Below are 6,130 nucleotides of genomic sequence, written 5' to 3'. Positions count from 1 at the left end.
TTTCTACCAGATCTGCAAAATAGTCCTGCAGATTCCCAGGACTGAGTCTGTCCGGACAACAGTCAAAATGACTGCTGATCCTGCGGACGGCTCTGGCATAGGCATCAATGGTTTTTTGGGCTTTGCCCTGAAGCTTCAGGGTTTTCAGATGCTGCTGGTAAAGCCTGTCGAATCGCTCCTGTTCCTGCTGGTTCATGGGGCACTCCTTCTCCAATGCGTTGTTAGGCTGCAACTGTGGGTTGCAATAGAAGGAGTGTACCTTGTTTAACTCTTTTCTGCCGCGAAGCGGCTGCGTTCAACAATAATATGAAGAAATGTTTTAGGTTGATTTTTACGTAGTCACTCCGGCTCATCATATTATAACTGTTTGTAAATTTGTAAAAAATTCATGGGCATGATGAATAGAACAATGATTGGGCCAGAGTGATGACAAATTTTTAATGAGTGAATGGGCATTGCTGATTTTGAGATATTCGCGTGTTGTTTGGGATGCTTGGGTAGGGCAGATACGCCTGTATGCTGTTGAGCATGCGGGCGTATCTGGTTTGTGTTTCAGTGAACTAACGCTGCGGACTGATCACCAGGGTTCCCAGCCTTGCATCCTTTCTGGAGTCAATGACAACGGCTGCGGAGGCCTGTTCCCGGACATCCAGGATGAAGATGGCACCAAAGGGAATGCGGTCTTTGCGTATGTCCTTTTTAGCGCCCGTTGGATTGATTTCCTTTTCTTCAATGAGGTGATATTCCTGGCCTGGGAGGACGCCGTCTTTTTCGCCGAGGTTGATGTAGAGGAGGTCACCTTCGGCAAACATGACCTGCCCGAGATCGCCTGCGATGATTTTGCCTTCAAGACCACTCACCGGAGGACGCATGGGGATCTGGGGATTGCGCTGGGGGATGGGAAAAAGCCCGTCCCGGGCCTGCATGGGGCGGAAAGCATGGGTTACGTTACCGATGGTGAGATCGTTGCGATATTCTGTTATCTCGATGATGCCGGAGATATGATGCAGAAACCCTGCGCTTTTGCGGCGGTGATCCGGATCCTGGACCCGTTCGGGTTTGCCGTACACGATGTAGCGGCCAGCAATGGGCAGAAGGCGGCCTTGGGCGGGTTGAATATAGACCCGGTCGCCTGAGCTGATCATCTCTTTGGCCTCCGTTGCGGACAGAAGATGGCCGGAAGGGTCTGCGGGCTGGGGTGTGATAAAGCCCACTTTATGGATGGGGGAAAAAGTGAAGCTGGGAGGCGGCGGTGGGGTTGCTTCAACGATGGCAACGGGCTTGGGCTCAGGGATGGCCGGGGGAAGGAGAGGGAGGGGGGCTTCTTCCCGAAGGGCAAGGCGCAGTTTCTGACCAGGATAGATCCAGTGCGGATTCTGGCTGCTGATGGCCACATCGTTTTCTGACCAGAGGCCGGGCCAGTACCAGGGGGTATTGAAAAATTTTGCAGAGACATCCCAGAGGGTATCTCCTTTTTTGACAATGTAGTAAAAACCGTCCTCAAGTTTGAGAATGCCGGAATCATCCGGATTTGCGAAGGGTTTTGAAGGAAAAATCAGGATGAGAGCCAGAATGGTGTACACTAAAGATCGTGGGATCATGGCAGGGCTTTCCTGTGGCTGATGGATTGTATGAAATAAATGATTTATTTTTATCGGGATTACAGAACCTTTGTCAAGGCGGATGTCCCGGCATCGGGAAACACAAAGGGAGGTTTTAAGTGATGCAGCGGATTGTTCACCTGTTGTTTGAAGCTCTGATGCTGAAGCGTCTTCCCCGTTCCGGCTATCACTTCCTGGGATCGGGGAATGAGACCGTAGCGGAACATTCGTTCATGATCAGTCTTATTGCCTATGTCATGGGTCGGATGTGTCCCGAGGTGGACAGGGAAAAGCTGATGGCCATGTGTCTGCTTCATGACCTGCCGGAGGCGCGCATGGGAGATCTGAATTATGTTCAGAAGAATTACGTGCGTGCGGATGAAAGCAAGGCTGTGAGGGATCTGGTGCGGGGCTTGCCCTTTGGAGAAGAGATGGCCGCACTGCTTGGGGAATTTTCCGAAGGTAAGAGCCTTGAGGCCCGTTTGGCCAGAGACGCGGATCAGCTTGCCTTTCTTGTGGATCTGAAGGCTCTGGCGGACACAGGACGTAAAGGACCTGCTAAGTGGATGGACGTTGTGGAGAGAAGAATTGTGACGGATACGGGCCGTGCTCTTGCCGAAAGTCTGATGGCTACGGACTGGGATGCCTGGTGGCTTGAGAAGTACATTGACCCCTCTGCGGAGAGATCTTAGGCTGCGTGGCATGAATGGCCTCCTTTGGGAAGAACTGGTCCAAAAGCAGTAAGCAAGCTTTGTACCGCTTTGGCCTGTGAATGGAGGCACCTGATTTTTCAGTGTTCCCGGACCAGGAGTTTTTAAAAGGGTAGGCTTTTTGGCGGAGTGTGTCGTATTTTGTCATTTCCTGACTTTTTTGGGCTGACGCGCTGGCACCCTGAATCCAGTATTCCGGTCTCGTCTGTGGAAGTGGGGCTGATGTGGGGAGCGGGGCCGTGGGGTTTCTTAGTGGGGAGGAGAAGTGAAAAACGATGTCCAGGGAAAGTTCCATGAAGGAAAAACGGGTGCAGACCCTCAGAAGGCAAGGAGCCTTGGGGCAGACCCTCCCTCTTCCTTGACAGATCGGGAAAGAGGGGAGTGGCGGCATCTCAAAGAAGGGTATGATGTCCTTGCCCTGCACATGAAACAACTCCACAGGCTTTTGGAGAATGCCTTTGAGCAGAACCGGCTTCTTGTGGCGGAAAGGAAGACCTTGTGGACCCGCATCCGCATGCTCCAGATCAAGCGGAGGGATTCGAGAGAAAGGAATGCGGATCTTCTGGTTCATCTCCTTCAGCTTGTTTTGGGGGATGGGGATGTGAGAACCGTTGAGAGGCTTTCGGTTTCCATTGCGAGAGACATGGGCCTGGGAGCCCAGGAAATCTGGCGTTTGCAGCAGGCCGCAAGGCTTCACCGCATGGGGCTTTTGTATGTACCGGATGCACAGCGTCAGAGAAAGGGGCTTTGTTTTTCTGCTACCCTCGACAAAACCCTTGTACAGGTGCCCCTGGCTTCGGCCCACATGGTGGAGGCTCTGGATGGGATGGCCGGAGTAGCTGCGGTATTGAAGCAATTGGGAGAACGTTATGATGGAAGCGGAGGGCCTGAGGGCCTGAAGGGAAAAGGGATTCTTCCGGAAAGTCGAATTCTTGCGGCTGTCCTGGCCTATCAGGATCTGCGAAGTGAAGGGCTGGGGGCTTCCGAGGCCCTGGGCCTGCTCGGAGGGCAGGCAGGCTGGGACCCTCAGGTGCTGGGGGATCTGATGCACCATGGCGAGGTTCCGGTGGAGGCCTTTATCCGTATCCGGATATGGGATCTTGCACCCGGCATGGTCCTTGCCACCCCTGTTCACGCCCGGGCCGGAGCCATGCTCCTGCCCGCAGGGACCTGCATTACGGCCCATCATCTGGAGCAACTTCTGGCCTACAGTGGTGCAGGGCCCCTTGAGGAGATGGTTTCTGTGTATCCGCGAGGAAGTGGATCCCTCGAAGAAGGCCTGACTGAAACCACCTGAAATCCCATTGCGGGAAAAGTTCTGGCAAGGGGCCATGACAGTGGAGAGGAAAAGGTATTTGGAATTTTGAGAGAATTTCTGTAAGTAGGAGCAGATGAAAAAACAGAGTTCGTGTCTGGGTTTTCCTTTTCCCTTTGATTGAAACACTGAGGATATGTTTATGGATATTGCTTCCATTGTCGGGCTTTTGGCGGGTCTTGGCTTTATTCTCATGGGTATTCTGTTGGGCAGTGGTCTGGGGCTTTTTCTCAATGCCCCGTCCGTGGCCATCGTCATTGGAGGCACCATCGGCGCCACCCTTGTGGCCTTTCCCATGAAGGATTTTGCCAAGGTGGGGAAAGCCATGAAGCGGATTTTTCTTTTCAAGCTGGAAAAGCCCGAAGATCTGGTGGCCCGTCTTGTGGAAATTTCCAACAAAGCCAGAAAGGGCGGCCTGCTTTCCATTGAAGGGGATATTAAAACCATCGAAAATCCCTACTTTGCGTCCGCCTTGCAAATGACCGTGGATGGGGTGAAAACAGCGGATATTGCAGCGATCATGCAGAAAAAGATGAGCATGGTTTCCAAGGAGAATAAAAGCGGGGTCACCATGTTCCTGGCCATGGGCGCTTATGCACCGGCCTTTGGCATGATCGGTACCCTTATTGGCCTTGTGCAGATGCTGGCGACCCTGGATGATCCGGCCACCATCGGCCCTAAGATGGCTGTGGCCATGATCACGACCTTTTACGGCGCTGTTATGGCGAATCTCATGTTCCTGCCCATGGCGGATAAGCTCAAGATACGCAGTGCTGAGGAAATCATGAACATGACCCTGGTCTACGAGGGCGTGATTTCTATCCGGGAAGGGGAACATCCCCGCTTGATGGAAGATAAGCTGAATATCTACATGGCCAATGCCAAAAAGAAGGAAGAGAAAAAATAGCCTTGAAGGTCTGTCTGAAACCTGTAAACCCTTATGTATTGCCCTTTGTTTCTTTCAATTGAGGTGAAAAAGGGAGAATGATCCATGGCTGAAGAAAAGGCCGCAGAAAATGAAGCCCCGCCCCAGCTGGCGCAGCCGGACCTGGAAGAGGAGGAAGAGGGGGGAGGAGGCGGAGCGCCTCTCTGGATGACGACCTTTTCGGATCTGATGACCTTGCTTTTGTGTTTTTTTGTGCTCTTGTTTGCCATGAGTACCATTCAGGATGAGGTATTCAAGGAAATCATCCAGTCCTTGCGCACAGCCCTTGGTGTTCAGACCATTCCTGAAGCAGGAACACGGGAAGGCCTGATCATGGATCCTAGCAGCCCGGAGCCGAGGGAACGGCAACGGGAGGCGGTGGATGAACTGGGGGCTATGGTGCAAAAGGAAGTGGAAGAAATTGTGTCTGATGTCCGGGAGCTGGTTCTATTTAACCGGCTGGGGGGCATGGTGGAGGTGAAAGAAAGCGATGTGGGCGCTGTGATCACCATTTCGGATATGGTGCTTTTTCGTTCGGGTGAGGCCACGATGGTTCCGGAAGGTGTTGAAATAATGGCAAAGCTTGCTGAGGTGCTTAAGCAGTTCCGTTACCCCATACGGGTGGTGGGGCACACGGACAATGTTCCCATTACCACGGCGCTTTTTCCTTCCAACTGGGAGTTGTCCACGGCGCGGGCCGCCCAGGTGGTGCGTTTTCTCATTGAGCGGGGTCTGAATCCGCTGATGCTGACGGCCCAGGGATTTGCGGAATACCGGCCCGTGGACACCAATGACAATGCCCAGGGCCGGGCCAAAAACCGACGGGTGGAAGTGATTTATGAACGGGCGAGCATCGGGAATGTGTTGCAGCAATGATGAAACGGTTAAGTCTTCAGGAGATGGCAGCAAGTCTTGAGCTGCCCGTGTATACGCTGGAACGCTGGATCCGCCAGGGCCGGATTCCCATTGTGCGTGCGGAGAATCTGTGCGTATTCCGGGAAGAAAATCTTAGTCGTTGGGCGCGACAGCATCATATCCCCTTCAGGATGCGGGAGGAGGTGAGTTCTCCTTTGCCTTTCTGTGATGACAGCCTTGAGGCCGCTTTCAGGCGGGGCAGGTTCATGCAGGGGCTGGAAGGGGAGAATGCCGTGGATTTGCTGGGCCGTATGGCAGGAGCTGTCCCTGGTATCTCCAGGGATCAGGAAGCCCAGCTTCTGGAAAAACTTCTGGAAAGGGAAGCCCTGGGATCCACAGGCGTGGGAAGGGGAATCGCCCTTCCCCATCCAAGGACGCCGCTTCCGGGATTCCCTGAAAAAAGCTGCATCATCACGGCCTTTCCCGTGAAACCTGTGGCCTATGCATCCCTCGATGGGCAGCCTGTGTTTGTTTTCTTTATGCTCCTTTCACCGGATGTCAAAGCCCATTTGTCCTTGCTTTCCCGTCTTTCTTTCTGCCTGCGGGATCCGGATTTTTATGCGGGTATTTCCCGGAATCCCGAAAATGAGGTTCTCATTGGAGCGGTGCGGGAGCTGGAAAAGAATATGATGGGTAGGAGCGAGAGCCCATGAGAAGCCTGGGA

Annotated in this window: 7 protein-coding genes; 5 read left to right on the top strand and 2 right to left on the bottom strand. The window is 53.3% G+C overall.

All coding sequences use genetic code 11. The features are described 5' to 3' along the window. Together RBR60_RS16105 and RBR60_RS16100 are read right to left on the bottom strand one after the other, a co-directional pair. Window positions 1–196, bottom strand: a 196-nt coding sequence (locus RBR60_RS16105) for a phage integrase N-terminal SAM-like domain-containing protein (RefSeq protein WP_320358688.1), incomplete at its 3' end; no start/stop codon positions are given. Between the two features lie 364 nt (window positions 197–560). Beyond that, a complete protein-coding gene (locus RBR60_RS16100) occupies window positions 561–1,601 on the bottom strand; it encodes a LysM peptidoglycan-binding domain-containing protein (protein ID WP_320358686.1) in 1,041 nt (346 codons plus the stop codon). A 122-nt stretch (window positions 1,602–1,723) separates the two neighbouring features. Here RBR60_RS16100 and RBR60_RS16095 point away from each other — a divergent pair, with 122 nt between their 5' ends. The 5 genes from RBR60_RS16095 (at window position 1,724) to RBR60_RS16075 (ending at window position 6,119) form a co-directional block, all read left to right on the top strand. Next, window positions 1,724–2,293 (top strand): HD domain-containing protein, encoded by a 570-nt coding sequence (locus RBR60_RS16095; RefSeq protein ID WP_320358683.1) that lies wholly within the window; start codon window positions 1,724–1,726, stop codon window positions 2,291–2,293. A 283-nt stretch (window positions 2,294–2,576) separates the two neighbouring features. After that, window positions 2,577–3,608 carry an HD-GYP domain-containing protein gene (locus RBR60_RS16090; protein WP_320358681.1) on the top strand — a complete coding sequence of 344 codons (1,032 nt, stop codon included), beginning with the start codon at window positions 2,577–2,579 and terminating at the stop codon, window positions 3,606–3,608. Between the two features lie 160 nt (window positions 3,609–3,768). Next, window positions 3,769–4,533 (top strand): motility protein A, encoded by a 765-nt coding sequence (locus tag RBR60_RS16085; protein ID WP_320358679.1) that lies wholly within the window; start codon window positions 3,769–3,771, stop codon window positions 4,531–4,533. An 84-nt stretch (window positions 4,534–4,617) separates the two neighbouring features. After that, a complete protein-coding gene (locus RBR60_RS16080) occupies window positions 4,618–5,427 on the top strand; it encodes a flagellar motor protein MotB (protein WP_320358676.1) in 810 nt (269 codons plus the stop codon). Further along, the gene (locus tag RBR60_RS16075; RefSeq protein ID WP_320358674.1) at window positions 5,424–6,119 is read left to right on the top strand and encodes a PTS sugar transporter subunit IIA; all 696 of its coding nucleotides are present in this window, start codon (window positions 5,424–5,426) and stop codon (window positions 6,117–6,119) included. The genes RBR60_RS16080 and RBR60_RS16075 overlap by 4 nt, the downstream gene beginning before the upstream one ends. The last annotated feature ends 11 nt before the right edge of the window (window positions 6,120–6,130 follow it).

The organism is Desulfobotulus sp. (genome assembly GCF_034006065.1).
Classification (GTDB): Bacteria; Desulfobacterota; Desulfobacteria; order Desulfobacterales; family ASO4-4; genus Desulfobotulus.
This window is presented reverse-complemented; position numbering and strand designations above follow the sequence as displayed.

What these genes read in the sequence shown, in the direction of transcription:
- RBR60_RS16100 (WP_320358686.1), bottom strand. Translation starts at nt 1,601, where the DNA reads ATGATCCCACGATCTTTAGTGTACACCATTCTGGCTCTCATCCTGATT.
- RBR60_RS16095 (WP_320358683.1), top strand. Translation starts at nt 1,724, where the DNA reads ATGCAGCGGATTGTTCACCTGTTGTTTGAAGCTCTGATGCTGAAGCGT.
- RBR60_RS16085 (WP_320358679.1), top strand. Translation starts at nt 3,769, where the DNA reads ATGGATATTGCTTCCATTGTCGGGCTTTTGGCGGGTCTTGGCTTTATT.
- RBR60_RS16080 (WP_320358676.1), top strand. Translation starts at nt 4,618, where the DNA reads ATGGCTGAAGAAAAGGCCGCAGAAAATGAAGCCCCGCCCCAGCTGGCG.
- RBR60_RS16075 (WP_320358674.1), top strand. Translation starts at nt 5,424, where the DNA reads ATGATGAAACGGTTAAGTCTTCAGGAGATGGCAGCAAGTCTTGAGCTG.